Source organism: Arthrobacter sp. Bi26, from assembly GCF_918697925.1.
Taxonomy (GTDB): Bacteria; Actinomycetota; Actinomycetes; order Actinomycetales; family Micrococcaceae; genus Arthrobacter.
The window spans coordinates 20,065-44,493 of record NZ_CAKKMF010000026.1 but is presented as its reverse complement, the minus strand read 5'-3'; the positions used below and the strand labels follow the sequence as shown (position 1 = coordinate 44,493).

Here is a 24,429-nt window from a genome sequence, read left to right as displayed (position 1 = left end):
TTCTCCGCACCGACCCGAACGGAACACCATGTCGCCCGAAGAGCATCCGGCACCCCCAGCGACTCCTGGCAAGAAGGCGCGGCTCAGCCGGGAGCTTGTTCTGTCCGCAGCGCTGGCACTGGTGGACGCCGAAGGACTCGACGCCCTCACCATGCGCAGGCTGGGGCACGAACTCGGGCGGGATCCCATGAGCCTGTACCGCTACGCCGCCAACCGCGCGGCATTGCTGGACGGAGTCTCAGAACTCGTCCTGAATGAACTGGCCATCATTCCCGATGACCCCAACTGGCAGGCCCAACTCCGGCGCATTGCCCACGATCTGCGGCTCCTGGCGCTCCGGCACCCCAACGTAGTGCCCCTCCTCGTGACCCGCCCCCTGTCAACACCGCTGGGCCTCCGGCCGCTGGGGACGCTGCGGCCGCTGGAGCAGATCCTGTCCCTGCTGATCGATGCCGGGTTCGCACCCGACGACGCCCTGCACGTCTACCGCGCCTACTACGGATACCTCTACGGGCACATCCTCAACGAACTGCAGGAATTCGTCGTCGACCCGGACGAAAACGAGGCCCTCCTCCGCCTGGGCCTGCACCGTTTGCCGCCGAAGGACTTCCCCCGCCTCCGCGCCCTCGCCCCCGTCCTCGCCGACTACGACGGGATGGCCGAACTGGACGAAGGAATCACCATCCTGCTCTCGGGCCTCGCAGCCCGCCTTTCACTGCCGGGGGCACCGGCCGGCCCCAGCGATCTCAGCGGGGCTTAGACAGCCGCTCCTTCGCGTGATGGCTTCCTGGCCCGACAGGCACAAGCTCGGTGGCCTGCGCGAGGCCTTCGGTAGGCATCGAGACATACATGCTCTCGGCCCGGCTCACCTGGAATGTCTCATGCCAGATGCCGACGGCGTTGGGGGCCTTTCTTGCCTGGCGGTTGAAAGCAGTCCAGGCTGGCCTGTGCTCGGACTCGGGCGCACTAGCGTAGGCATACAGCTTGTCCAGCGAGTCCCAGTACTGCACGATGACCGGCCCGCCGGCTCCGAGGGCAAATCGAAAACCACGGAGGCCGGACCCCGGCTCCCTGAAGAGTTCTGTCAGCATCCGGGGCATCGCAAGGAAGACCGGCAGCCACAGATCCGGACGCCAGGGACGGTTGATGCGCATGCCGATGAGGAAGACCACCAAATCACCGGAATGGCGGTGCGTGAAACGTCCAGCATTGATGCGTGCCATACTTTTCTCCTAACTAGATACCATCACTCCCCAATATTGGGGAGTATCACTATCTAAGTCAAGGAGAATCTTTGCGCATCTCAGAGCTGGCCGCGGCCACGGAGGTTCCGGTGGCCACCATCAAGTACTACCTTCGGGAGAATTTGCTGCATGACGGCGTGCTGACGTCCGCGACCCAGGCGCGCTACGACGACTCGCATGTCCGGCGGCTGAAGCTCATCCGGGCGCTGATTGGCACCGCCGGGCTCAGCGTCAGCGCCACCCGCGAGGTACTGCTTGGCCTGGAGAATCCGCCAGAGTCCGGCCACGATCTGCTCGGAATCGCGCACCACGCGGTCACCCGGACCGCGCCGGACGACGTCGACCTCTCCTCGGCACAAAAGCTCCTGGACCATTGGGGCTGGGGCGCAGAGACATGCGACCGCGACACCCAGGCTGCCTTGGTGGCGGCCCTGCACGGGCTTTCAGATGCAGGATTCGACGCGCCGGCGGCGCTCTTGGACCGCTACGCCGCGGCAATGCAGGACATCGCGGAGGCCGACGTCGAAAGTGTTCCCACGGATTCGGCCGAGGCCGCGATGCGGCACGTGGTCCTCGGGACACTCCTGATGGAACCCGTACTCCTGGCCATGCGCCGGCTGGCGCAGCAAAGCGCATCCTTCCAGCGGCTTGGCCGGGCGGGGTCCCCCGTGCCGCCCGGCGCGGAATAGCTTGCCGGGGCGAACCCCACTGGCAGGCAGGCTGGAGACGCCTAACTGCTCTGCGGGCGCATCACCGGCGTTCTAGATGATCGGGGAGCGCCGCTCGATCAGCACAGTATCCCGCCATTGACCCGCGCTGGGCCCGTAGCTCATGCGGGCGATGCGGCTACGTCTTCCGACGACGGCGAATCCGTTCGCGAGGTGGAGCTTAAGGCTTGCTGCGTTTTCGGGGAAGATGCTGGCCTGGATAGTCCAGATTCCGCACTGTTCGGTCGACGCTGCCAAGGCCTGAAGCAGTGCGGATCCGACTCCCCTGCCGCGGGCCTCCGCGGCGACGTAGACAGAGTGTTCGACCACGCCGGCATACACAGGCCGCGCGGACACGGCAGAGACAGCCGCCCAGCCAAGAATCTCACCCTCGGGCGCCTCGGCGACCAGACGGTGGCCGGGCAGCCGGGAGTTGGTGAAGCGTTCCCAGTCCGGCACGTCTGCTTCAAAGGTGGCGTGTCCCGTGGCGATTCCTTCGCGGTAGATCCCCAGGACGGCCGGCCAGTCGTCCTCGCGCATGGTGCGGACCGTGACCGCAGGCTGTTCTGGCGCGGTCACAGGGTTGCCAGGAGCCCGGCCGTCTCCTCGAGCGCCCCGGGCACCAGGGAGTAGTAGGCCCACGTGCCGCGCTTTTCACGGTGCAGCAGCCCGGCTTCGACCAGGATCTTCAGGTGATGGGAGATCGTAGGCTGGCCCAGGTCCAGGGGCCCGGTGAGGTCACAGACGCATGCCTCCCCTGACTCGCCGGCTTTGACGATGGAGAGCAGCCGGAGCCGGTTCGGGTCGGCCAGCGCCTTGAAGACCAGCGCTTTCTGCTTGGCCTCCTCTGCGCCCAGGGCAGGCGTTCCTGACGGCGAGCAGCAGGTTCCGTCCATGGTCGGTTCGAGGATAGGCAGGGCGTTCATGTGTCTATTATGCCCTGATATTGATAATCATCAATATATGAGCCGCAGGCCTCGGGTCGGGAGCGTCCCCGGCGCAGACTCGGTTACGGCGGGCACTGGTCGGCCCGTCGCGTGCCGGCGCAGCTTATGAGCTGGCCGGTTCGGCACTGCGCGGGAGAACGACGTCGTCCGCGATGCGGGCCGCGGCCGGGAACAGCAGGAGGAGCAGGCCAAGTCCCACTGCGGCGCCGAACAGCTGAGCAATAATGAATGGTGGAACGGATCCCGGGGCGATGCCGGCGAAGGTGTCGCTGAAGATCCGCCCCACCGTCACTGCCGGGTTCGCGAACGACGTCGAGGACGTGAACCAGTACGCCGCGCCGATATACGCACCCACCGCAGGTGCAGCGAGGGCGCCGCGGGACGTGGCCGCAAGGGCGAAGATCAACAGGATGAGCCCAGCAGTGGCGACGACCTCACCGAGCAGATGCCCTGCGGTTGCGCGCTCCTTGGTGGAGACGGACGTGCCCATGTCAAACATGGCGTTCGCGAGAACGCTGCCACCGATAGCGCCGAGCGTCTGCGCCGCCGTGTAGACGCCCAGCTCCGGCAGGGTCAGGCCGGAGCCGCTGCGGCGGCCCAGGAGCCAGTCAACCAGGGACACCGCGGGGTTGAAGTGCGCGCCGCTTACCGGTCCGAACATCAGGATCAGCACCGTCAAACCCAGCACCGTGGCCGTGCTGTTCTGGAGCAGCTGCAGGCCGACGTCACCGGGGGAAAGCTGCTGGGCGGCGATTCCGGAGCCGACGACGATGGATACGAGCAGGCAGGTGCCGAGCAGTTCGGCCACGGCGCGGCGCCACAGCGGCGGCTGGTTTGAAGTCATGGCAACAGCTTGATCCAAAGAACTAACTCAGTCAAAATTGAATCAATGAATATTGAAGGAGTTGACTCGTTCCGAAGACGGGTAGCCAGGCACGCGGCCCTCGCTGATGCCGCGCGGCTGCGCATCGTCGACCTGCTCACCCTCGGGGATTTTTCCCCGACGGAACTGCAAGCAGAGCTGGGCATGCCGTCCAACCTCCTCTCCCACCACCTGCGGACGCTCGAAGATGCCGGCCTGGCAACGCGCAGCCGCTCCGAAGCCGACCGGCGCCGCAGCTACATCCGCCTCGCCGCCGGCGCCCTGGACGACCTCGTTCCCGGGGCGGAGCACGGTGCCCACCGCGTCCTGTTCGTCTGCACGCACAACAGCGCCCGGTCCCAACTGGCGGCCGCCCTCTGGCAGCAGGTCAGCAACATCCCGTCAACCTCTGCCGGAACCCACCCCGCGGACCGAATCGCCCGGGGAGCCATCGAGGTCGCCCGCCGTCATGGCCTGGACCTTGCGGACCTTCCCCCGCGCACCCTGAACCAGGTGGCAGGCGAGGGCGACTTCATCGTGACCGTCTGCGACAAGGCCCACGAGGAACTGCCCGGACTGGGTGGAATCCACTGGTCGGTGCCGGACCCGCTGCGCCCGGGCACCAAAGAAGCCTTCGACAAGGCGTTCAACGACATCTCCCGCCGCATCAATGACCTTGCACCCCGCATAACCGCCGCCTAGGTCCGTCGCAGAAACCCGCCGAAAGCAAATATTGACATTCATCAATCTATAGCCCGATACTCTCTATATCGATCATCATCAATGTTCGGTTGAGAGCTTCAAACCGGGCGCAAGACTCCAGACTGTATCGCCCACTCACCTCATTGATTCCAGGAGAAACCCCGTGAGCACCGAAACCGCCAAGAAGCCGTCCGTCCTGTTCGTTTGCGTCCACAACGCCGGCCGTTCCCAGATGGCCGCAGCCTTCCTGACCACCCTCGGTGAGGGACGGATCGAGGTCCGTTCCGCCGGTTCGCAGCCCGCCGACAAGGTCAACCCGGCCGCGGTCGAGGCCATGGCCGAGCTCGGCATCGACATGTCCGCCGAGATCCCCAAGATCCTCACCACCGAGGCCGTGCAGGAATCCGACGTCGTGATCACGATGGGTTGCGGCGACGAGTGCCCCTACTTCCCGGGCAAGCGCTACGAGGACTGGGTCCTGGAGGATCCGGCAGGCCAGGGCGTGGAAGCCGTCCGCCCGATCCGCGACGAGATCAAGGGCCGCATCGAGGACCTGATCGAGTCCCTGGCCCCTGCCGCCAAGTAAGGGGCAGCACCACACGTCTGACAGATGACGGAAAGGGGGTGAGCTGAATGAACACCGGATGCTGCGGCGACGGATGCTGCGACGACGAGGATCAGGACTGCTGCTAACCCAACCCCGGCACCTGCCGGCCCACCCCGGCCGGCAGGGCCAACCGAAAACAACCGCAACACCACTACGGATGAAAGAGGACACCAATGGATTCAGCGAAGAACCTTCCCGTTGCCGTGATCGGCGCCGGTCCCGTGGGCCTGGCCGCCGCGGCCCACCTGATCGAACGCGGATTGGAGCCGCTGATCTTCGAAGCCGGCCCCTCCGCGGGTGCCGCCATCGAACAGTGGCGCCACATCCGGCTGTTTTCCCCGTGGCGGTTCAACATCGATGCCGCCGCCGTCCGCCTGCTCGAAGCCGCCGGCTGGGCGCCGCCGCGGCCCACGGCCCTGCCCTACGGCGGGGAACTCATCGACAACTACCTCGGCCCGCTGGCCGCGCTCCCGGCCATCAGCTCGCGGCTGCAGACCGGCGCCAGGGTCATCGCCGTGACCCGCGCCGGCATGGACAAGACCCACACCCGAAACCGCGAGGCCACCCCGTTCGTCGTCCGGGTCGAGCACGAGGACGGAGAAACCCGCGACCACACCGTGGCCGGGGTCATAGACGCTTCTGGCACCTGGTCCACCCGCAACCCGCTGGGTACCTCCGGGCTCCCCGCCGTCGGCGAAGACACCGCCGCGGACCGGATTTCCTCTTCATTGCCGGACGTCACCGGCCGGGACCGCGCCTCGTTCGCCGGCCGCCGTGTCCTGGTCGTCGGTGCCGGCCACTCCGCCGCCAACACGCTGATCAGCCTCGCCGACCTGGCCAAGGACGAACCGAACACCCGGATCCTGTGGGCGGTCCGCGGCGCGTCCGCCGAGAAGGTCTACGGCGGTGGCGACGCCGACGGGCTGCCCGCCCGCGGCCAGCTCGGCGCCCGCCTGCGCCGCCTCGTCGAGGCAGGAACCATCGAACTGCACACCGGATTTGGCATTGGCTCGCTGAAATCCCTCGCCTCGGGAGTAAGCGTCGATTCCGTTGACGGCCGGACCCTGGAGGCCGACGTCGTGGTGCCCTGCACCGGCTTCCGCCCGGACCTGAACATCCTGCGCGAACTCCGGTTGAACCTTGACCCGGCCGTCGAAGCACCCGTGGAGCTCGGCCCGCTGATCGACCCGGAATTCCACTCCTGTGGCACTGTCCCCCCGCACGGCGCAGCACTGCTGGCACACCCGGACAAGGACTTCTACATCGTCGGCATGAAGTCCTACGGCCGGGCGCCGACCTTCCTGCTCGCCACCGGCTACGAACAGGTCCGCTCAGTCGTCGCCGCCCTGGCCGGTGACCGCGAGGCGGCCGACACAGTCCAGCTCGAACTCCCCGAAACCGGTGTCTGCTCCTCTGACGCCGGCACCAGCTGCGACGTCCCAGCACCCGCCACTGCGTCCGAATCCTCATGCTGCGCCGCTCCCGAGCCGGTGCTCGTGGGCTTCCCCACCGGGCTGTCCCACGGACGCTCCGGCGACAGCAACTGATCCGGATTTCCTTTCCGTGAATCACATCCTTGGAGCGCCGAGATGACTGAACCCCACGAAAACCGGTATAAAACCCGCCAGAGGCTGCAGGAGAACACCGAGCTGCTGCAGCGCATCAGCAACCGTCTGGCCGACAAGTTCGCGGGCATCTTCGCCGCCGAAACCGTCGAACGCTACGTCTTCGAGACGTACACGGCCATGGCCCGGACCGCGAAGATCACCACCCACCTTCCTGCCACCACCGAGCACTTCGCCAACGACCGGCTCACTGCGCTGGCCAAATCCAAGGGAGCCGTCGCCTCGGAGGTCCCCGAAGTCTTGTTTGTCTGCGTGCAGAACGCCGGCCGCTCCCAGATGGCCTCCGCGCTGTTGAACGTCGAGGCCAAGGGCCGGATCCGCGTCCGCTCCGCGGGCTCGATGCCGGCGGCGGAACTGGACCCCGGCGTCGTCGCGGCGATGTCCGAAATGGGCCTGGACCTGACCCGGGACTACCCCAAACCCCTCACCGATGATGTGGTCCGTGCCTCGGACGTCGTGATCACGATGGGCTGCGGCGACTCCTGCCCGATCTACCCCGGCAAACGCTACGAGGACTGGGAACTGGCAGACCCGGCCGGACTACCCGTTGCGGCAGTCCGGATCATCCGCGACGAAATTCACGAGCGGGTCAAGGCACTGGCCGCATCACTGCTCAGCAGCCCCAGCTCAGATAAGGAAGAATCCAACGCATGATCGATACCACGAAAACCCCCAGCGTCCTGTTCGTCTGCAGCAAGAACGGCGGAAAATCCCAGCTCGCCGCCGGACTCATGAACCAGCTTGCAGACGGGACCGTCACAGTGCACTCAGCCGGGACCAAGCCCGCCGAATCGCTGAACCCCCAGTCCGTGGAATCCCTGGCAGAACTCGGCATCGACATCACCGGCGAACACCCCAAACCCGTCACCGACGAAGTCCTGGACGGGGCCGACGTCGTTATCGTCCTGGGCAACGAAGCTAAGCTAGAGCCCCGCGAGGGCAAGCGGCTCGAGTTCTGGGATACGGACGAGCCCTCCGAACGCGGCATCGAAGGCATGGAACGCATGAACCTGGTCCGGGACGACATTAGGGCCCGCGTGCAGAAGCTGTATGCGGAGCTCACCGGGGACTAGGCATGCCCGCCCCGGCGTTATCCCGGACACTGGTCGCCGAGGGTGCACCGCGCGGCGGCCTTGCCGCGCTGTGCATCACCCAGACCACCGGATGGGGCGTGCTCTACTACGCGTTGATCGCGGCGGTCCGGCCCATCAGCCAGGACACCGGCTGGGACCCGGCCCAGGTGACGGGAGCCTTTTCCGCCGGCCTGCTGGTCTCCGCGGCGGCGGGGATCGCCGTCGGCAGGATCCTCGATCGGACCGGCCCGCGCATGCTGATGATCGGCGGATCCCTGCTCGGCATGCTTGCCCTGGTCGTGGCGGCGATGGCACCGAACCTGGCAGTGTTCATTGCGGCCTGGCTGCTGGCCGGTACCGCGCAGGCCGCCGTCCTGTACCAGCCAGCCTTCACAGTCATTAGCCGCTGGTACGGCCCGGCGAGGGTGCGGCCGTTGACGATCCTGACCCTTGTCGCCGGGTTCGCGTCCACCATCTTTGCCCCCGCCACCGCAGCCCTGACGTCCGCGTTCGGCTGGCGGGGCGCCTTCATCATCCTCGCCGGGATCATGGGACTCATCGCCGTGCCGCTGCACGCCCGCTACCTGAACCGGAACTGGGCCCCGGCCGCCCCCGGCACCCTTGCGACAGTCCACCGGGCCATGCCGCGTATCGTCCGGCGAAGCCCGGAATTCCTCGGGCTGCAGGCGCTGATGGTCCTGCTCTGCCTGGGGCTTTACACGGTGACGCTGAACATCATGCCGCTGCTCGCGGAGAAAGGCGCCGACTACGCCACGGCCGCGCTCGGTCTCGGTCTCGTGGGCGCCGGTCAGGTCGGTGGCCGGCTACTGTTCGCGGCCATCCCGGCCGGCGCCCGGCTGCAGGTCATCACCGGAACGGCGGCCTGCGCCGCCTTCCTGCTCGCTGCACTGCCCGGCCCGGTGCCGGCGCTGATCGCGGCGGGAATGCTCGCCGGCGCGGTCCGCGGTTGCCAGACCCTGCTGCAGGCCACCATCGTGGCTGACCGCTGGGGAACACAGAATCTTGGCACTTTGCAGGGGCTGTTCGCGGCACCGCTCACAGCCGTTACGGCCGTCGCCCGGCCGCGGGTCCGCTGCTGGCGGCCTGGCTCGGCACCTACACGGGCATGGCCTACGCCATGGCCGCTGCAGCGGCCACGGCCGCCGTTCTCGCCGCCGCCGGAAGCGTTCGGAAGCTCAGGCCCTCCACGATCGGCTGAGAGATCCTCCGCCCCTGCGGCTGATCTACGCGGGACATAATGAAGGCACGTCGCCATGGATGCGGACCATTTGAGGGCCGCGGCCGGCTGAAGACCGAAGACTACGAAAGGCACATCGTGGACCCGACAAGGGAAGAGATCCTGGCCGGGTACAGCCGCGCCCGCCGCGACCTCGCCGCCTTGCTGCAGAGCGCAGCGCCCGCAGATCTCGACCGCAGGAGCGACGGCACACGCTGGACCAACGAGGAGCTGCTCTTCCACATGGTATTCGGCTACATGGTGGTCCGCGCCCTGCTTCCCCTGGTCCACGTTGTCAGCCGGCTCCCCCGCCCGGTCGGCAGGGCTTTTGCTGGCGTCCTCAACTCGGCCACCGGCCCCTTTGATGTGGTGAATTACTGGGGTTCCCGGGCCGCCGCCCGCGTCTACAACCGGCGAAGGATGAGCCGGAAACTGGACAAGACCATCGCTGCGCTCTCCCGCCGTCTCGGTCGCGAGAGTTCCCGGTCCCTCGCCAGGTCGATGCCGTTCCCCGACAGGTGGGACCCTTTCTTCACTCCGCTAATGACACGCAACGATGTGTACGCCTACCCGACACTTCATTTCGACTTCCACGCCAAGCAGTTGAGTCTTCGGCACCCGGACGCACCGGTCGAGTCCTAACATTCAAGCCGAAATAGCATGGGGTTCAGCAGCGGCCGCCCTGTGCCAGCCAACTGCCCGACGTCGGACGGGCCGCCACCCGAAACACAGAGTGGCGGCCCCAGTTCCCTACACCGAGGCTGCCGCCGGGACCTTCAGGGGCTCGATCTTGCCAAGGATGAACAGATAGTTTGCGGCGCCGATCAGTGAAACGATTCCAATGACCGCGAGCGGCGCCACGAAGGACCCCGTCTGATCCACCAGGACGCCGATCAGGATCGGCGTGAAGATGCCGGCCAGGTTGGAGGCAAAGTTCTGGAGTCCGCCAATGGATCCCACGTGCCGGGAGCTCGGGGCAACATCGGCCGGCAGGGACCAGATGCCGGTGGCGGCGACGGTGAGGCTCGAATACGCCACTGAAAGAAGCGCCAGGGCCATCCACGCCTCCGGCACCACGGCAGCGAACATGATGACCGAACCGCCGATCAGGCCACCGGCGATGGCGGTCTTGCGGACCCGGGTCACCGAGACGCCGCGCTGTACCGCACGGTCGGCGACATAGCCGGCCAACCAGCCGAAAGCGACTGCACAGATGCCCGGAATGGCACCAAAGAACCCGAGCTTGAGCAGGTCGAACCCGCGCTCCTTCACGAGGTAGCTCGGAAAGAACGTGATGAAGAAGTAGATAGCGGCGTTCAGGCAAAAGAAGCCGAACATCATGCTGAGTATGGTGCGGTACTTGAAGAGTGACCGCCACGGCAGCTTCGCTGCGCCGGCGTCGTCGCTCGCCTCGCTTCGGGCACCACCCTCCTGGATGTAGGACACCTCGGCGGCGTTGGCAGCCGGGTGTTCCTCGGGGCTGCGGTACGTCTTCCACCACACGGCGGCCCAGACCAGACCGGCAATGCCGATGATGATGAAGACCGCGTGCCACGAGGTGAACGCCACGATCAAGGTAACGATGGGCAGGGCGATGACCGCACCCACACGGGAGCCCGAATCCCAGATGCTGGTAGCAAAGGCCCGCTCCCGGACCGGGAACCAAGTGGCCACAACTTTGGCCGCGGTGCTCGGCGCCGGGCTTTCACCCACACCCAACAGGAACCGGGCGGCGAAAAGCGACCAAAAGCTCGTCGACATGGCCGTGATCATGGTGAAGATGGACCACCAAACCGCCGCAAGCGAGAACGATTTCCGCGGCCCCACCTTGTCGACGTACCACCCGGCTGCCAGTTGGCAGAAGTCGTAGGCCCAGAAGAAGGCGGCGAAGATGAGTCCCTGCTGGGTTGCGGAGAGTTCGAAGTCCTTGCCCATGAACGGCAAGGCCACGCTGAGGCTGGACCGGTCCAGATAATTGATGCTCAGCCCAATGAACGCGAGCCAAATAATCATCCAGCGTTTGCGGGTCATGGTGCGGGGCATATTGGGGGATGACTTGGGGGCGAGCTTACTGCCGAGCGCAGTCATGCGGTCTCCTTTGACATAAACATGGCTTCGGGTGCCTGGGCACCGGGATGGTCAGGCGCCAAGAGTGCCAGCACCAGAATCATATAGGAATCGGGTTAATCATATAGAGAATGTGATCCACGACAAGTCCCTTTCCGGAAAATCTTTCAGACCGCCCCCCGGCGCCCTGTGGCTTATGATTCCCACAGCGACTCCCACCACTCCACACAAAGAGGTAAACGCGTGCCCCCACGTCAATCGTCCGATGCATCCAGAGGCAAGGCGGCCGTGAGTGATGTCTACTCGGCCATGCGCGCCTCCATCCTCACGGGCGAAATTGAACCCGGCACGCGGATCAACATCGATGCCGTCGCCCGCAGCATGGGCGTCTCCCAGACTCCGGTCCGCGAAGTGCTTCAGCGACTGGAGGGCGACAACCTGGTGGTCTACACCCCAGGACGCGGCTACAGCACCACTCCCCTGCTGGACCTGGCCGAGTTGCGCTCCCTTTTTGAATTCCGACTCCTGGTCGAGCCATGGGCGGCGCGCTCTGCCGCCGTGGACCGCCTGGCCAACCCGGCCGGAGCCCTGGAAAAGGAGCTGTCGGCCTTCCGGGACCGGATGCAGAACAGCGGGGACCTTCGGCAGGACCTCGTGGCCCATGACACCCGCTTCCATGACACCATCCTCGCGGCGGCGGGGAACCCGGTTGTGCGGCACGCCTTCGCGCAAACCCACTGCCACCTGCACACGTTCCGCCTCTACCCCGCAGACGTCGACGGCGCCATTACGGTAGCCGAGCACTCGGCCGTGCGGGAGGCCATCCGGACATGCCAGCCGGAACGTGCCGAGGAGGCCATGGCCGAGCACATCAGAAACTCCTTCACCCGGTTTGCCCAGGCTTTCAAGGACAACGCGGCCCTCTCTCCACTGGAGGACAGCGGACCCCCACGGCCGCACATCGTCGGCTGAAAAGAAGCCCCGGCCTGCTGGCCGGGGCTTCTTTACTCTCCGGAACACTTGATCTGGATCACCTTTCCTATATGATTATTGGAATTCATATAGGAATCGTGTCCACTCATTGAACTGATCTGAGAGAAGATATCCATGCCTTCCATCATCTCCATCCACACCCAGGACGTGCGCTTCCCCACGTCGCTGGAACTCGATGGCTCCGACGCGGTCAATGTTGACCCCGACTACTCCGCCGCCTATGTCGTCATCCGCACCGATGCGGGAGACGAAGGCCACGGTTTTGTGTTCAGCTGCGGACGCGGCAACGAAATCCTCACGCATGCCATCGACGCCTACGCCCGCCTGCTCGTCGGCCGGGACATCGACGAACTCATCTACGACCTCGGGGGCGCCTCAAAGCGGCTCATCCACGATTCCCAGCTGCGCTGGCTCGGCCCGGAAAAGGGCGTCACGCAGATGGCCTGCGGTGCGCTCGTGAGTGCCCTCTGGGACATCCGCGCCCGGCGTGAAAACAAGCCGCTGTGGCTCCTCCTCAGCGAGATGCCTGCCGAGGAAATTGTCGACGTCGTCGATTTCACCCATATTCGCGACGCCCTGAGCCCGGAGCAGGCGCTGGACATCCTGCGGGCCGGCGAAGCCGGCAAGGCTGCCAGGATCGCGGCCCTCAAAGTGGAGGGATATCCCGCGTACACCACTTCGCCCGGATGGCTCGGCTACAGCGACGAGAAACTGGTCAGGCTGAGCAAGAAGGCAGCCGCCGACGGCTTCTCCATGATCAAGCTGAAGGTGGGCGGTGACCTCAACGATGACCGCCGCCGCATGGCCCTGGCCCGGGCGGCCGTCGGCGACCTCCCGATCGCGATCGACGCCAACCAGCGGTGGGAAGTTTCCGAGGCCATCGAATGGGTCAACCAGCTGGCAGAGTTCAGCCCCTACTGGATCGAGGAGCCCACGAGCACGGACGACATTTTGGGCCATGCCGAGATCCGGAAGGGTGTTGCACCCGTGCGGGTCGCCACCGGCGAGGCGGTAGCGAGCCGCATCGTCTTCAAGCAGCTGCTGCAGGCCGGGGCCATCGACGTTCTCCAGCTGGATTCCACGCGGGTGGGTGGCGTGAACGAGAACATCGCCAACCTCCTGCTCGCCGCCCGCTTCGACGTGCCGGTCTGCCCGCACGCCGGCGGTGTCGGGCTGTGCGAACTTGTCCAGCACTTCTCGTTCTTCGACTACGCGGCCATCAGCGGTACCCAGGACGGACGGATGATCGAGTACGTGGACCATCTTCACGAGCACTTCGCCGAGCCGGTCCGCATCATCAACGGCCGGTACGCCGCCCCGGAACTGCCGGGGACCGGCGCCGAAATGTTCAGCGCCTCCCGCTCCCGCTGGGAGTTCCCCGCCGGGGCAGGATGGGTGGAAGTGGGAAGCCGCGCCGCCGTCACGGGCGCGTCCCTGACCGAAGCCGGGGCGGTCCGATGACAACCGCTCTTGAGGACCTCAACGCGCGTATCGATGCCGCCCAGGCCGCGTTCGAAAAGGGCCGCGCGGCCGATCCCCACACCCGGGCGTCTTGGCTGGAGGCAGCGGCCGCCGGCCTGGAGACTGACGCGGATTCGCTCGTGGAAATCGCCCACGAGGAAACGCATCTGGGCGACGCCCGGCTCCGGGGCGAATTGAAGCGCACCGTCTTCCAGCTCAGGCTCTTCGCGGCGGAAATCCGTCAGGGCGAGCACCTCGACGCCACCATCGACCACGCAGACCCGGACTGGGGCATGGGGCCGCGGCCGGACCTGCGCCGGCTTAACGTGCCGATCGGCGTCGTCGGGGTTTTCGGGGCGTCCAACTTCCCCTTCGCCTTCAGCGTCATGGGCGGTGATAGCGCCTCGGCCCTGGCCGCCGGCTGCGCCGTCGTGCACAAGGCACACGACGGACACCTGAACCTTGCGGTTCGCACGGCCGAAACCGTTATCGCCGCACTTGACGCCGCCGGGGCACCCTCCGGCCTGTTCTCGCTCGTCACCGGCCGGCCCGCGGCGGAGGCCCTGGTGGACCACCCCGCAGTCAAGGCCATCGGGTTTACGGGTTCGACGGCGGGCGGACGGGCCCTGTTTGACCGTGCCGCGGCCCGGCCCGAACCGATTCCGTTCTTCGGCGAACTGGGCGGCATCAATGCTGTTTTCGTGACCGAGGGCGCCTGGGCGGCCCGGCGCGAGGAAATCCTCTGCGGCTACGCCAGCTCCTTCACCATGGGAATGGGCCAGTTCTGCACCAAGCCGGGGCTGCTGTTTGTTCCCCGCGGACAGACCGACCTCGTCCGGCGGGTGCTCAGCGGCGCCCTGGCGGACTTCGCCGCAACTCAGTTGCTGAGCTCGCGGCTGCACGACGGCTACAGGCAGTCTGTGGCCCGCCTGCAGAGCAACGCTGGTGTCGAGGTCCTGGTGGAAGGAGACTTCGCCGAGACGCCGGCGCCGACCGTGCTTCACACGACTGCAGCTGCGGTGCGCAGCGATCCGTCGATCCTCCGGCAGGAAATGTTCGGACCGGCCAGCCTGGTGGTGGAGTACGGCGACGAGTCGGAACTCCCCGCCCTCGCGGAACTTCTTGAGGGACAGCTGACCACCACTGTCCAGGCGGAGCCCGGCGACGACGTCTCCGACCTCGCCGCGCGGTTGACGGACATCAGTGGCCGCGTGCTCTGGAACGGCTGGCCCACGGGGGTCACGGTCAGCTACGCCCAGCACCACGGCGGACCCTACCCCGCCACGACGTCCGCCACCACATCGGTGGGAACGGCCGCCATCCGCCGATTCCTCCGGCCCGTGGCTTACCAGTCGTTCCCGGAAGCGCGGCTGCCCGAACCGCTGCAGGACGCCAACGGCTGGAACGTGCCGCAGCGGGTGGATGGAGTGTGGCGGCGGCCCGTCATCGCAGAGGGACTTCCCGGGAGCGAGGCTCAGCGATGAACGCACCCCTGAACATCGGCGGAGCATCTGTGCTCCCGGACGATGCAGCGCAGGCATTGCTGATCGGCCGTGTCTGGGACGTTGAAACCTCGGGACCGCGGGTGGTCGCGGTCCAGGAGGAGGGGGTGTTCGACCTTCACCAGCTGGCCGGGACGGTCTCTGAGCTCCTCGAACGTCCCGATCTTGTGGCGGACGTCCGTGCTGCGATGGATGCGGCGCGCTGGAAGACCGCCGACGTCGTCGAAGCATCCCTGGCGCAGGACCCAACGCGTCCGCACTTCCTGGCGCCAGTGGACCTGCAAGTCGTTAAGGCCTGCGGCGTCACCTTCGTGGACAGCATGATCGAGCGCGTGATCGAGGAGCGTTGCGGCGGAGACGCCAGCAGGGCCACAGAGATGCGGGAACTGGTGGCCACCGCCCTCGGCGGCAGCATCGGCGCAATCCGCCCGGGCTCCCCGGCGGCGGCCGAGGCCAAAAAAGTCCTGATCGCGGAGGGCCTCTGGTCGCAGTACCTGGAGGTGGGCATCGGACCGGACCCCGAGGTCTTCACGAAGGCCCCGGTCCTGTCCTCGGTGGGGCTCGGCGCGGGAGTCGGGATTCCGTCCTTTTCCGCATGGAACAACCCCGAGCCGGAACTGGTGCTCATCGTCACCTCGGCCGGTCAGGTTGTGGGCGCGACGCTTGGCAACGACGTGAACCTCCGGGATGTGGAGGGCAGGAGCGCCCTGTTGCTGGGAAAGGCGAAGGACAACAATGCCTCCAGCGCTTTGGGCCCACTGATCCGGCTGTTCGATGACGGGTTCAGCCTGGAAACGCTGCGCCAGGAAGAGATCCTGCTGCGTGTCGAGGGCCAGGACGGCTATTCGCTGGAGGGCCGCAACTCCGTGGCCAGGATCAGCCGGCCGTTCGAAGAACTCGTGGCGGCGACTTTCGGGAAGCACCATCAGTACCCGGACGGGTTCGCGTTGTTCACAGGCACGCTGTTCGCCCCGACCCAGGACCGGGATGAGCCGGGGCAGGGGTTCACCCACCACATGGGAGACGTTGTGACGATCCGCAGCAGCCATCTCGGGGCCCTGATCAACCTCGTGGGCGCTGCGGAAGAGTTGCCGGAATGGTCCTTCGGGCTGCGGCAACTGTTCGGCTATCTGCAGTCCCAACAGCATGTTCAAGCCGTATCCCTCGGCGGCCGGTAGCACGTCCCGCCCGTCCGAAAGCCCAGGCTTGACCTGCTAGGAGGGGCCAGCGACGGCGGCCGCGCACCCGGCGCGCGGCCGCCGTCTTGAGAGAGGCGCAGTTATATGTAAGTATCTGCGTATGAATGCAGATAACAAAGCTTGCACCCTCACGGCGGACAGCCAGTACGTTGAACTGGCGGTGGAGGTTTTCGCCATGCTGGCCGACGCCACCCGGGTCAGGCTGATCCTGGCCCTGCGCCACGGCGAGCTGCCCGTCAACGTGCTCGCCGAAAAGGCGGGGAAATCGGCGGCTGCGGTTTCCCAGCATCTGGCCAAGATGCGGCTGGCGCGCATGGTCGCCACCCGGCAGGAAGGCACCAAGGTCTACTACCGCCTGCAGGACGGGCACGCCTGGCAGCTTGTGGCCGACGCGATTCACCAGGCCGAACACACCCTCGGCACAGCTCCGCATCACACCATCGCTCCGCACAGCCTCAAGAGGGAGGCCGGCGCATGAGCCAGCCGATGCATCCCGGCCACGACGTCCACCGGCACACGCACGCTTACTCTGAACACGGCGTTGGCAAGGGCGACCTTCAAGCTCACGACGGCGACCACCACCACGGCCCGCACGGGCATGTTCACGCGACCGGGTTCAAGGGGTGGCTGCAGGAGCTCTTCGTGCCGCACTCCCATGACTCGGCCGACTCGATCGACTCAGCCCTGGAGACCAGCTCCCAGGGCATTCGCGCCGTCAAGGTATCCCTGCTCGGGCTGGGGGCCACGTCGCTGTTCCAGCTGGTCATCGTGCTCGTCAGCGACTCCGTGGCATTGCTGGCGGACACGGTCCACAATTTTTCCGATGCCCTGACCGCCGTGCCGCTGTGGATCGCTTTTCTGCTCGGACGCCGCCGCGCGACCCGGACGTTTACCTACGGGTTCGGTCGTGCCGAGGACCTCGCAGGGCTGTTCATCGTGGCGATGATCGCACTCTCGGCCGTCGTGGCCGCCGTCGAATCCCTCCGCCGCTTCTTTGAACCCCAGCCGGTCCAGAACCTGGGCTGGGTGCTCGCCGCCGGGCTGGTGGGCTTTGCCGGCAACGAACTCGTCGCGATCTACAGGATCCGCGTGGGACGACGGATCGGCTCCGCCGCGCTCGTGGCCGATGGCATTCACGCCCGCACCGACGGGTTCACCTCACTGGCCGTCGTCGCCGGAGTCATCGGCATATGGCTCGGGTTCCCCCTCGCGGACCCGATCGTGGGCCTGCTCATCTCCGCAGCAATCGCCGTGCTGCTGTGGGGAACCATTCGCGACATCGGGCGCCGGCTCATGGACGGCGTCGACCCGAACCTGACGGACCGCCTGGCAGCAGTTGTCACCGCCCACGCCCCCGAGGGCGCAACGTCCCGGCTGCGCTGGTCCGGCCACCGGCTCCACGTCGAGGTCTCCATCCCCATGACCGCGATCACCGCTTTAGGGGAACTTGCCACTCTCCACGACGAAATCGACCACGCCACCCGCCACGCACTCCCGAACGTGGGATCCGTGACAATGGTGCCCACGTTCACCCAGGCAGGGCCGGTCTAAAGCCTGCACGTCCGGCCCTGCACCCCGGCCGCTCCGAATCACTTTCAGAGACCACGAACAGAAGTGACCGCGGCTTCCCGCGGCTTCGGCCCGTGATCGGGTGCTGATTGATCTGTCCGGCTGGGCGAATCCGCGAAGGGTGCCCGGCTGGAACATTTCAGCGTCGAGGCGATGGCACGGACTGTCGGCCCTGGGTCCGGCGGCGGCCGGCAACCTCCCCACTGTCAGCGAAATACCAGTCGGATGGACCGTTGACCGGCGACACTCACCGATATATCGTTAATTATCGCCGAAGGATCGGCGACCATCAGTGAGATTCAAGTGAAGTGGAAGGACGATGTTGTTATGAAAGGCAATCACGACGACAAATTAACGGACGGCGGACCCGCGCTGGGACGCTTCGGGCGCGGCAGGAGCTGTCGCGGACCCCACGGACACGGCGGATTCGGGCCGGGCCGCGGGTTTGGGCCGGGTTTCGGGCCAGGATTCGGACCGGGTTTCGGACCGGGATTCGGTCCCGGCGGTTCGCGGCGGGCCAACAGGGGCGATGTTCGCTCCGCGATTCTCTCCCTCTTGGCCGAATCACCGTCCAACGGCTACGGCCTGATCAAGACAATTGCCGACAAGACGTCGGGAGCCTGGCGTCCGAGCCCGGGCTCCGTCTACCCGACGCTCCAGCAGCTCGTTGATGAGGAGCTGATCGCGCCCGTGGGTGACGGACGGCGCACCGAGTTCACCCTCACCGACGCGGGCAAGGCTTACGTGGCCGATCACGCCGAGGAGCTGGGGAACGCGTGGAACACCGATCCCCAAGGATCCGGGCCGGCGTTTCACCAGAGCGTGGGAAAGCTCATGGGAGTCATCCACCAGTTCCGCTTCTCGGCGACCGAGGAACAACGCACTGCCGCCATGGAAGTAATCGATGACACCCGCCGCGCGCTCTACCGCATCCTCGCCGACTAACACCCCCGTTTACGGCCCCGAGTTCCATGCGTTGGCTTCGGGCGCGGCCCCCTGCCAATGGTGCCAATGGCCCCTCCCGCAAATGACCCGGCAACAATATAGTTAGAGCCACACCCCGCAGCGGGAAAAGAGCGATGATGCGCGGAATAGGCAGGCGCCAATCTGGCGGGCGCGGAATAGGTCTGATCGGGACCGTGTATCTGGCCATCGGCGTCGTGGTCGCCGCCACCCACGGCTATCTAGTGGCCTGGAACATTCCCGGCAACATTGTGGAAGGCCTGGCGGCAATTATCCTCTGGCCCCTTGTAGCCATCTTCGGAGTGGATCTGCATACCCTGATCGCTTGATCCTGACAGGTTTCCCAGGGCCGCACGGTGGCCCCGGACCGCCGCAAATGGTGTCGGGTCATCGCCCCCACTTTCGGCACATCTGTCCCTACAATTAACTGTGGCCTCCATGGCATTCACGTCGCGGGGGCGACCAAATAAGGAGGATCATCATGGGCCTGGGTGACAAGATCCACAATGCCGCCGAGAAACTCCACGGCAAAGGCAAAGAGACGGCCGGCAAAGCCACCGGCGACGATAAGATGAAGGCAGAGGGCAAAAGCCATCACGTCAAAGCAGACCTGAAGCAGGCCGGCGAAAAAGTCAAGGACGCCTTCAAGAAACACTGAAAACAGGCCTCCGGAGGGCGGAGGTGCGATCCGTATCGCACCTCCGCCCCGGCCTTTTGACCACACAATCCAAGGACTTTCCCTAACGGAGCAGGTCGAGTGCCTCAAGGAGCCGCCCGACCGAGCCGCCGAGGTTCCACTCTTTGGCGAGACGCTCAAGATCGGCCCGGGAACCGCCGAGGACTGGGTGCAGTTGCGCGCCGGCCTCCTCGAGCGTCGGCAGTTCCAGGTCCCGCACGATCTTCACGACGGCGGGCGCGACCGCGAGGTAGTCCGCCGCCGCGGCGAGCTTCGACCGTACGGATGCGGAGAGCCCGCTTTCTGCGTCAGCGGCAGCCGCGAGCAGCCCGTCAAGCGTGCCGTACTCCCCGAGCAGCGACGCGGCGGTTTTCTCGCCGATGCCGGCGACGCCCGGCAACCCGTCGGAGCTGTCGCCGCGCAGGGTCGCGTAGTCGGCATACTGCCCGGGCAGCACGCGGTACTTGCCGACGACGACGGCGTCGGTCAGGACTTCGAGGTTCTTCATGCCGCGCGCGGTGTAGATCACCTGCACGTGGCGGGCGTCGTCGACGACCTGGAAGAGGTCGCGGTCGCCCGTCACCACGTCGACCGGAAGCTCGGCGTGGCTGGCGTAGGTGCCGATGACATCGTCGGCCTCATGCTCGACAGCCCCGACGACGGCGATGCCGGCGAGCCCGAGCACCCGGCGGATCATCGGAATCTGCGCCTCGAGCGCGTCCGGCACGATCTCCACATCGGGGGCGTCGGCCACCACCTCGGCAACTCGATGCGATTTGTAGCTCGGGATGAGGTCCACCCGCCACTGCGGACGCCAGTCGTCATCCCAGCACGCAATGAGGTGCGTCGCGCCGTAGTCGGTGGTCAGCCGCGCGATCATGTCGAGCAGCCCGCGGACGGCGTTCACCGGGGTGCCGTCGGCACGGCGGATGGTGTCGGGTACCCCGTAGAACGCGCGAAAGTACAGCGACGCGGTGTCGAGCAGCATCAGACGGTCGGTCATAACTGATCCTGACACGGAAACGTCGCGAATCAGGAACGGAGGCGCAGGCCGCGAAGCTTCTTCCCTGCCTTGCGGGCTTTCTTCTCCGTTTTCCGGGCAATGCGTTCTTCCATCTCCAGCAAACCCTGGAAGCCGAGGTCAGTGTCGGCGGTCAGGTCCGGGGTGGCCGCCAGTCTCCCCAGCAGGGCTGTTGCCATGACGCTGTCCTGATGGTCGCCGAGGACTGTCTGGAGCCGTCCAGCGGACTTCGTGAGTTTGACGGCGCGTTTGCCGTGGATTTCCGTGACCGATTCGCCCGCGTGGCGCAGGCGCTTGGCATCCTTTCGCACCTCGTGCAGCGCCGTGTCGCGGGAGGTCCGGCCGGCGGAGCGTTTGACGGCCCTCCGGGAACGCTCCACCCGCTCTGCTGCCCTGTTGACCAGCTTGGCCGTCACTTTGCGCGCCGGGCGGAAGGCGCGAGGCTTGGCAGGCGGGTGGTCCCGGAACTCCTCAAGGGAGCCAAGAAGACGGAAATAGCGAGCGGTCCCGAGGGTCTTCAGGACGTTTCTGTAACCTGCGTTGTGGGCTGCGACCAACTCCTGTTCGATCATCTGGTTCAAGGAGCCGGACCTCTGTTTTTCGGGGAGTTCCATGACGTGCCGGCGAAGCCGCTCCAGCATGACTTCGGCATCGCGCGCCGGACCCAGGATCTGGCCCAGCCACTTCAGTTCAGACTGGAGTTCCCGGACCGCTGAGCGGTTGAAGAGTTTGCGATAGGTGGCCAGGGCTGAGCGCGCCCGGCGGGTCGCGGACCGCATCTTGTGGACGGAATCCGGTGTCCCCAGCCGGACGCCGGGATCATTGGCGATGAAGTCTTCGATCCTTGCATCGAGATAGGCCGTCACGACGTCGACTGCCGGTCCTTTCTTCCGGGGTTTTCCGGCCCGGGGGCCGAGCCCGGCTGGCCACGCATCGCCAAAAGTGCGGGCAAGTTTGGAAGGAAAGACGGAGTGGCTCGCTCCCGTGGACGTCAGGGTTTCGGCGGCAGCGTCGAGGAACTCCCGGGGTCCGTGGACGAGTTCGAGCTCCCATTCACGCCAGTCCAGGGCCGGCCCTGGCGGCTGCAGGGCCTCGGCATGGACAACGTCGTCGGCGAAGTCGGCCAGGTGCTCACCGCCGGGTCCGTAGAGCCGGTAGGTGGTGCGTCGCGTACTCAGCCGGGCGACGGGCACCAGTTCATCGCCCCGGGTGAATACCTGCAGATGATCGGACAGTTCTTCCGGTACGGTCTCCGGCTGGCCCAAGGGTGCGTGGATTTCCTCCCGCTGGTCCGTGCCGGCGGGAAGCTTGAGGTGCCAGCCCTCATCCGTTCCCCCCGTGCGGCGCCGCAGGGTCAGGCGCCGTGCGGCGAGGGCCAGGGACCGGGTGTCGAAGTACACAGCCTCAAGATGATCCGTCGCCGGCTCCGCGACGTGGTCCACACCCTCGATTTCCCGCAGGTCTGGAAGCGCTGAGGAGGTTTCGGCGTCGTACTTTTGTTCCGTTTCAAGTTTTCCGGTGGTGTCCATGGCAGGCCCCCTCTACTGGCACCGCTGGAACATGGACTTGATCCTCGGGCGGGCGTGTCCGGCCGGTGCCTTGGCCTGTTGCGCCCAGCCCGATTCTAGGCCCGGGGGTTGCAGCCAGACCAGTCATCAGTGCAGGTCAGCTGAGCGGCCCCGTCCTGACAGGCGTAAGCTATCTATGCTTCCGCGCCCCACGCTTGGCCGCCCTCGGGCGTGATATCCGGGGCGGCCGGAGCCCCAGGACCGGACCGGTGAAGGAGCTGGCGTGGACACCCGGAAGCTGAAGTATTTTCTGGCCGTCGTTGACCACGACGGATTCAGCCGCGCCGCGGAGCACCTGCTCATCGCCCAGCCGTCACTCTCACAGACCATCGCGGGCCTGGAAAAGGACCTGGGGGTGCCGCTCTTTCACCGCATCGGCCGCCGTGCGGTGCTCAGCGAAGCGGGCAAGGAACTCGTCGGGCCGGCCCGGCTCGTCATGCGGGACCTCGATGCCGCGCAGTCCGCGGTGCAGGCGCTGCGGGGCGTGCGGAGCGGGCGGTTGGACATTGTCACCATGCCCTCCCCCGGCATCGAGCCGCTGACGTCGATGATCGCCGAGTACACCCGGGCGCATCCGTCGGTGCGGCTTAACGTCAGTGCCGCGTTCACGCCCGAGGAGGTCGTTGAGTCCGTCCGCAGCGGCAGCACCGAGATCGGCCTGGCCGGATCCCCAAACCCCGTCCGGGTCCCGGGCGTCCAGGTCCTGGAGCTGGAGCGCCAGCCGCTGATCCTCATCGTCAACCCGCAGGCGGACACGTTCGGCCCGGGGCCGGCGATTCAGAGTGAGGATCTGGGCGGGCACCGGCTGATCGCCAGCCAGCGCGGATCCCTGATGCGCTGGCTGGTCGATGATGCGCTGGCCCGCGGCGTCAACACTGAAATCGTGGTGGAGGTCGCGCACCGGACCTCGATCCTGCCGCTGGTCCTGGCCGGGGTGGGCCACGCCGTGATGCCCTCATCGTGGGCGCCGCTGGCGCACAAGTCAGGGTTGCGGACCCTGCTGATCGAACCGGTGTCCCATCTGGACGTCGCCATCCTGAGCCGGAAGGACGGCCTGACGCCCGCCGCCAAGGCCTTCCTGGCGGTCGCAGAGCTGCATGTGGCAGCGGCAGGAGGCCCGCAGGCCGTCGACCAATAGGTTGAGCCTATTTACCGTATCGAATCTTGGTCTTGGACGGCGGCTGGTGCCGGACCGTCTACTTGAAGAGGACAAGCAGTGTGACGCTGCTAACACACTCAACGAGGAGGTAGGCACATGAGCGCCACCCAGAAATTCAGCATCGCTTCTATCCCCGCCGACGGCGTGGGCAAGGAAGTCGTCTCCGCCGGCCGCCGCGTCCTGGATGCCCTTGCCGAGAATTCCGGCGGCAAGTTCGCCTTCGAGTGGACCGAGTTCCCGTGGGGCTGCGGCTACTACGAAAAGACCGGCCAGATGATGGACCCGAACGGCCTGGAAGTCCTCAAGGACTTTGACGCCATCTACTTCGGTGCCGTCGGCTGGGAGAACGTCCCGGACCACATCAGCCTCTGGGGCCTGCGCCTGAACATCACGCAGAACTTCGACCAGTGGGCCAACATCCGCCCGGTGAAGTTCCTGCCCGGCGTCCAGTCCCCGCTGCGCAAGGCCGATCACACCGAGCTCGACTGGATCGTGGTCCGCGAAAACAGCGAAGGCGAGTACGCCGGCCTGGGCGGACGGAACCTCAGCGGCCGCGGCCCCGGCAACGAGGTGGCCCTCCAGACCGCCCTCTTCACCGAAAAGGGCTGCGAGCGGATCATGCGCTTCGCCTTCGACCTCGCCCGGACCCGCACCGTGAAGAAGGTCTCCTCCGTCACCAAGTCCAACGCCCAGCAGTACGGCATGGTCCTCTGGGACGAAACCTTCCAGCGAGTGGCCCTGGACTACCCGGACGTGGCCACCGAAAGCGTCCTGGTCGACGCCATGAGCGCCAAGTTCATCCTGCACCCGGAAGAACTCTCCGTCGTCGTCGCCTCGAACCTGAACGCGGACATCCTCTCGGACCTCGGCTCGGCCCTGGCCGGGAGCCTCGGCCTGGCGGCCAGCGCTAACCTGAACCCGGAACGCCGCTTCCCGTCCATGTTCGAACCGGTCCACGGCTCCGCGCCGGATATCGCCGGCAAGGGTATCAGTAACCCGATCGGCGCGATCGCCAGCGCCGCCCTGATGCTGGACCACTTCGGCCTGCACGAGGAAGCCCGCCGCATCGAGGCCGCCATCGAACAGACCACGGCCGCCGGCCACCTGACACGCGACGTCGGCGGCGAAGCCAACACCGATGACGTCACCGACGCCATCATCAAGGCCCTCGCCCACACCCTGGCCGCCGTCTAGCCAGACCACGTTCGGGCGGGCGGCGCCGCGCACCGTCGCCGCCGCCCGCCCGG

27 protein-coding genes are annotated in these 24,429 nt (G+C 66.4%); 20 read left to right on the top strand and 7 right to left on the bottom strand.

From position 1 onward, the window contains the following. Window positions 1-28 precede the first annotated feature (28 nt). Window positions 29-760 carry a TetR/AcrR family transcriptional regulator C-terminal domain-containing protein gene (locus LQV16_RS09190; RefSeq protein WP_229993581.1) on the top strand — a complete coding sequence of 244 codons (732 nt, stop codon included), beginning with the start codon at window positions 29-31 and terminating at the stop codon, window positions 758-760. On the opposite strand, the gene LQV16_RS09185 is transcribed toward LQV16_RS09190, so the two are convergent. Beyond that, complete coding sequence (locus tag LQV16_RS09185) at window positions 747-1,223, bottom strand: DUF4188 domain-containing protein (protein ID WP_229993580.1); 477 nt, start codon at window positions 1,221-1,223, stop codon at window positions 747-749. The two genes, LQV16_RS09190 and LQV16_RS09185, sit on opposite strands and share 14 nt — an antisense overlap. Window positions 1,224-1,294: 71 nt before the next feature. Between LQV16_RS09185 and LQV16_RS09180 the strand changes: the two genes are divergently transcribed. Then, a complete protein-coding gene (locus LQV16_RS09180) occupies window positions 1,295-1,933 on the top strand; it encodes a MerR family transcriptional regulator (RefSeq protein ID WP_229993579.1) in 639 nt (212 codons plus the stop codon). A 72-nt stretch (window positions 1,934-2,005) separates the two neighbouring features. Here the strand turns inward: LQV16_RS09180 and LQV16_RS09175 are convergent, their stop codons facing one another. From LQV16_RS09175 to LQV16_RS09165, 3 genes are all read right to left on the bottom strand, one after another. After that, entirely contained in the window at window positions 2,006-2,491 is a 486-nt protein-coding gene (locus tag LQV16_RS09175; RefSeq protein ID WP_229993594.1) for a GNAT family N-acetyltransferase, read from the bottom strand. A gap of 35 nt (window positions 2,492-2,526) precedes the next feature. Then, window positions 2,527-2,877 (bottom strand): metalloregulator ArsR/SmtB family transcription factor, encoded by a 351-nt coding sequence (locus LQV16_RS09170; protein ID WP_229993578.1) that lies wholly within the window; start codon window positions 2,875-2,877, stop codon window positions 2,527-2,529. Between the two features lie 124 nt (window positions 2,878-3,001). After that, window positions 3,002-3,742, bottom strand: a complete 741-nt coding sequence (locus LQV16_RS09165; RefSeq protein WP_229993577.1) for an MIP/aquaporin family protein — start codon at window positions 3,740-3,742, stop codon at window positions 3,002-3,004. Window positions 3,743-3,787: 45 nt separating this feature from the next. On the opposite strand from LQV16_RS09165, the gene LQV16_RS09160 reads away from it, so the two are divergent. The 7 genes from LQV16_RS09160 (at window position 3,788) to LQV16_RS09130 (ending at window position 9,646) form a co-directional block, all read left to right on the top strand. Continuing rightward, window positions 3,788-4,462, top strand: a complete 675-nt coding sequence (locus LQV16_RS09160; protein ID WP_229993576.1) for a helix-turn-helix domain-containing protein — start codon at window positions 3,788-3,790, stop codon at window positions 4,460-4,462. A gap of 163 nt (window positions 4,463-4,625) precedes the next feature. Further along, complete coding sequence (locus tag LQV16_RS09155) at window positions 4,626-5,048, top strand: arsenate reductase ArsC (protein ID WP_229993575.1); 423 nt, start codon at window positions 4,626-4,628, stop codon at window positions 5,046-5,048. 194 nt (window positions 5,049-5,242) lie between these two features. Continuing rightward, a complete protein-coding gene (locus LQV16_RS09150; RefSeq protein WP_229993574.1) occupies window positions 5,243-6,616 on the top strand; it encodes an FAD-dependent oxidoreductase in 1,374 nt (457 codons plus the stop codon). A gap of 42 nt (window positions 6,617-6,658) precedes the next feature. Beyond that, window positions 6,659-7,348 (top strand): arsenate reductase ArsC, encoded by a 690-nt coding sequence (locus tag LQV16_RS09145; protein WP_229993573.1) that lies wholly within the window; start codon window positions 6,659-6,661, stop codon window positions 7,346-7,348. After that, window positions 7,345-7,767 carry a low molecular weight phosphatase family protein gene (locus LQV16_RS09140; protein WP_229993572.1) on the top strand — a complete coding sequence of 141 codons (423 nt, stop codon included), beginning with the start codon at window positions 7,345-7,347 and terminating at the stop codon, window positions 7,765-7,767. The genes LQV16_RS09145 and LQV16_RS09140 overlap by 4 nt, the downstream gene beginning before the upstream one ends. Window positions 7,768-7,769: 2 nt before the next feature. After that, the gene (locus LQV16_RS09135) at window positions 7,770-9,026 is read left to right on the top strand and encodes an MFS transporter (protein WP_229993571.1); all 1,257 of its coding nucleotides are present in this window, start codon (window positions 7,770-7,772) and stop codon (window positions 9,024-9,026) included. Window positions 9,027-9,103: 77 nt separating this feature from the next. Then, a complete protein-coding gene (locus tag LQV16_RS09130) occupies window positions 9,104-9,646 on the top strand; it encodes a DinB family protein (protein ID WP_229993570.1) in 543 nt (180 codons plus the stop codon). 108 nt (window positions 9,647-9,754) lie between these two features. On the opposite strand, the gene LQV16_RS09125 is transcribed toward LQV16_RS09130, so the two are convergent. Next, complete coding sequence (locus tag LQV16_RS09125; RefSeq protein WP_229993569.1) at window positions 9,755-11,092, bottom strand: MFS transporter; 1,338 nt, start codon at window positions 11,090-11,092, stop codon at window positions 9,755-9,757. A gap of 267 nt (window positions 11,093-11,359) precedes the next feature. Between LQV16_RS09125 and LQV16_RS09120 the strand changes: the two genes are divergently transcribed. From LQV16_RS09120 to LQV16_RS09080, 9 genes are all read left to right on the top strand, one after another. After that, window positions 11,360-12,043 carry a GntR family transcriptional regulator gene (locus tag LQV16_RS09120; RefSeq protein ID WP_290369355.1) on the top strand — a complete coding sequence of 228 codons (684 nt, stop codon included), beginning with the start codon at window positions 11,360-11,362 and terminating at the stop codon, window positions 12,041-12,043. 135 nt (window positions 12,044-12,178) lie between these two features. Further along, window positions 12,179-13,525: an enolase C-terminal domain-like protein gene (locus tag LQV16_RS09115; RefSeq protein WP_229993568.1), complete on the top strand. Its 1,347-nt coding sequence runs from the start codon at window positions 12,179-12,181 to the stop codon at window positions 13,523-13,525. Then, window positions 13,522-15,009: an aldehyde dehydrogenase (NADP(+)) gene (locus LQV16_RS09110; RefSeq protein ID WP_229993567.1), complete on the top strand. Its 1,488-nt coding sequence runs from the start codon at window positions 13,522-13,524 to the stop codon at window positions 15,007-15,009. The genes LQV16_RS09115 and LQV16_RS09110 overlap by 4 nt, the downstream gene beginning before the upstream one ends. Continuing rightward, window positions 15,006-16,205 (top strand): fumarylacetoacetate hydrolase family protein, encoded by a 1,200-nt coding sequence (locus LQV16_RS09105; protein ID WP_229993566.1) that lies wholly within the window; start codon window positions 15,006-15,008, stop codon window positions 16,203-16,205. The genes LQV16_RS09110 and LQV16_RS09105 overlap by 4 nt, the downstream gene beginning before the upstream one ends. Before the next feature lie 121 nt (window positions 16,206-16,326). Further along, window positions 16,327-16,704: a metalloregulator ArsR/SmtB family transcription factor gene (locus tag LQV16_RS09100; protein ID WP_229993565.1), complete on the top strand. Its 378-nt coding sequence runs from the start codon at window positions 16,327-16,329 to the stop codon at window positions 16,702-16,704. Beyond that, window positions 16,701-17,777 carry a cation diffusion facilitator family transporter gene (locus tag LQV16_RS09095; RefSeq protein ID WP_229993564.1) on the top strand — a complete coding sequence of 359 codons (1,077 nt, stop codon included), beginning with the start codon at window positions 16,701-16,703 and terminating at the stop codon, window positions 17,775-17,777. The genes LQV16_RS09100 and LQV16_RS09095 overlap by 4 nt, the downstream gene beginning before the upstream one ends. Window positions 17,778-18,122: 345 nt before the next feature. Next, complete coding sequence (locus LQV16_RS09090) at window positions 18,123-18,740, top strand: PadR family transcriptional regulator (RefSeq protein WP_229993563.1); 618 nt, start codon at window positions 18,123-18,125, stop codon at window positions 18,738-18,740. A 194-nt stretch (window positions 18,741-18,934) separates the two neighbouring features. Continuing rightward, window positions 18,935-19,087 carry a hypothetical protein gene (locus LQV16_RS09085; protein WP_229993562.1) on the top strand — a complete coding sequence of 51 codons (153 nt, stop codon included), beginning with the start codon at window positions 18,935-18,937 and terminating at the stop codon, window positions 19,085-19,087. Window positions 19,088-19,239: 152 nt separating this feature from the next. Next, window positions 19,240-19,416, top strand: coding sequence for a CsbD family protein (locus tag LQV16_RS09080; protein ID WP_229993561.1), 177 nt, complete (start codon window positions 19,240-19,242; stop codon window positions 19,414-19,416). Between the two features lie 82 nt (window positions 19,417-19,498). Here LQV16_RS09080 and LQV16_RS09075 read toward each other — a convergent pair whose 3' ends face one another. Continuing rightward, window positions 19,499-20,437, bottom strand: coding sequence for a 5'-3' exonuclease (locus tag LQV16_RS09075; protein ID WP_229993560.1), 939 nt, complete (start codon window positions 20,435-20,437; stop codon window positions 19,499-19,501). A gap of 29 nt (window positions 20,438-20,466) precedes the next feature. After that, window positions 20,467-21,984 carry a CYTH and CHAD domain-containing protein gene (locus LQV16_RS09070; protein WP_229993559.1) on the bottom strand — a complete coding sequence of 506 codons (1,518 nt, stop codon included), beginning with the start codon at window positions 21,982-21,984 and terminating at the stop codon, window positions 20,467-20,469. 262 nt (window positions 21,985-22,246) lie between these two features. On the opposite strand from LQV16_RS09070, the gene LQV16_RS09065 reads away from it, so the two are divergent. Both LQV16_RS09065 and LQV16_RS09060 read left to right on the top strand, forming a co-directional pair. Then, the gene (locus LQV16_RS09065) at window positions 22,247-23,161 is read left to right on the top strand and encodes a LysR family transcriptional regulator (RefSeq protein ID WP_229993558.1); all 915 of its coding nucleotides are present in this window, start codon (window positions 22,247-22,249) and stop codon (window positions 23,159-23,161) included. Window positions 23,162-23,278: 117 nt separating this feature from the next. After that, the gene (locus LQV16_RS09060) at window positions 23,279-24,376 is read left to right on the top strand and encodes a tartrate dehydrogenase (protein ID WP_229993557.1); all 1,098 of its coding nucleotides are present in this window, start codon (window positions 23,279-23,281) and stop codon (window positions 24,374-24,376) included. Window positions 24,377-24,429 lie beyond the last annotated feature (53 nt).

Coding starts and splice junctions, on each gene's coding strand:
- LQV16_RS09190 (WP_229993581.1), top strand. CDS start 29: ATGTCGCCCGAAGAGCATCCGGCACCCCCAGCGACTCCTGGCAAGAAG.
- LQV16_RS09185 (WP_229993580.1), bottom strand. CDS start 1,223: ATGGCACGCATCAATGCTGGACGTTTCACGCACCGCCATTCCGGTGAT.
- LQV16_RS09175 (WP_229993594.1), bottom strand. CDS start 2,491: ATGCGCGAGGACGACTGGCCGGCCGTCCTGGGGATCTACCGCGAAGGA.
- LQV16_RS09170 (WP_229993578.1), bottom strand. CDS start 2,877: ATGAACGCCCTGCCTATCCTCGAACCGACCATGGACGGAACCTGCTGC.
- LQV16_RS09165 (WP_229993577.1), bottom strand. CDS start 3,742: ATGACTTCAAACCAGCCGCCGCTGTGGCGCCGCGCCGTGGCCGAACTG.
- LQV16_RS09160 (WP_229993576.1), top strand. CDS start 3,788: ATGAATATTGAAGGAGTTGACTCGTTCCGAAGACGGGTAGCCAGGCAC.
- LQV16_RS09150 (WP_229993574.1), top strand. CDS start 5,243: ATGGATTCAGCGAAGAACCTTCCCGTTGCCGTGATCGGCGCCGGTCCC.
- LQV16_RS09145 (WP_229993573.1), top strand. CDS start 6,659: ATGACTGAACCCCACGAAAACCGGTATAAAACCCGCCAGAGGCTGCAG.
- LQV16_RS09140 (WP_229993572.1), top strand. CDS start 7,345: ATGATCGATACCACGAAAACCCCCAGCGTCCTGTTCGTCTGCAGCAAG.
- LQV16_RS09135 (WP_229993571.1), top strand. CDS start 7,770: ATGCCCGCCCCGGCGTTATCCCGGACACTGGTCGCCGAGGGTGCACCG.
- LQV16_RS09125 (WP_229993569.1), bottom strand. CDS start 11,092: ATGACTGCGCTCGGCAGTAAGCTCGCCCCCAAGTCATCCCCCAATATG.
- LQV16_RS09115 (WP_229993568.1), top strand. CDS start 12,179: ATGCCTTCCATCATCTCCATCCACACCCAGGACGTGCGCTTCCCCACG.
- LQV16_RS09110 (WP_229993567.1), top strand. CDS start 13,522: ATGACAACCGCTCTTGAGGACCTCAACGCGCGTATCGATGCCGCCCAG.
- LQV16_RS09105 (WP_229993566.1), top strand. CDS start 15,006: ATGAACGCACCCCTGAACATCGGCGGAGCATCTGTGCTCCCGGACGAT.
- LQV16_RS09100 (WP_229993565.1), top strand. CDS start 16,327: ATGAATGCAGATAACAAAGCTTGCACCCTCACGGCGGACAGCCAGTAC.
- LQV16_RS09095 (WP_229993564.1), top strand. CDS start 16,701: ATGAGCCAGCCGATGCATCCCGGCCACGACGTCCACCGGCACACGCAC.
- LQV16_RS09090 (WP_229993563.1), top strand. CDS start 18,123: ATGAAAGGCAATCACGACGACAAATTAACGGACGGCGGACCCGCGCTG.
- LQV16_RS09080 (WP_229993561.1), top strand. CDS start 19,240: ATGGGCCTGGGTGACAAGATCCACAATGCCGCCGAGAAACTCCACGGC.
- LQV16_RS09075 (WP_229993560.1), bottom strand. CDS start 20,437: ATGACCGACCGTCTGATGCTGCTCGACACCGCGTCGCTGTACTTTCGC.
- LQV16_RS09070 (WP_229993559.1), bottom strand. CDS start 21,984: ATGGACACCACCGGAAAACTTGAAACGGAACAAAAGTACGACGCCGAA.
- LQV16_RS09060 (WP_229993557.1), top strand. CDS start 23,279: ATGAGCGCCACCCAGAAATTCAGCATCGCTTCTATCCCCGCCGACGGC.